This window comes from Agrobacterium sp. 10T429, assembly GCF_056393925.1.
The window spans coordinates 1-357 of record NZ_JBFTGV010000102.1 but is presented as its reverse complement, the minus strand read 5'-3'; the positions used below and the strand labels follow the sequence as shown (position 1 = coordinate 357).

General features: G+C 70.9%; 1 protein-coding gene. It reads right to left on the bottom strand.

The window, feature by feature from the left end; all coding sequences use genetic code 11:
• Positions 1 to 357, bottom strand: a 357-nt coding sequence (locus AC1DCP_RS26725; protein ID WP_476774921.1) for a Bug family tripartite tricarboxylate transporter substrate binding protein, incomplete at both ends; no start/stop codon positions are given.

The window sequence follows — 357 nt, the reverse complement described above, 5'->3', positions numbered from 1 at the left end:
CCTTCACCGCCGGGTTCACAGCCAGCACGTTGGGCGAGCTGGCCAGCAGCGAGACGGGCCGGAAATCGCGCGTGACCTGATAGGACAGCGCGGGGAACAGCGTGGGGTTGATGGTCAGGTTGCCGGCCGGCACCACCAGCCAGGTGCAGCCATCGCCCGCCGCACGGCGCACCGCGTCGATGCCGATATTGTCGTTGGCGCCGGGCTTGTTGTCGACGACCATCGTGGCGGCCTTGCGGTGGGGTAGCTGCTGGAGCCCCTGCGACAGCGTGCGGGCAAGCTGGTCGGCCGGGCCGCCGGCCGGGAACGGCACCACGATCCGCACCGTGTGACAGGCCGGGGCGGCCTGTGCCATAC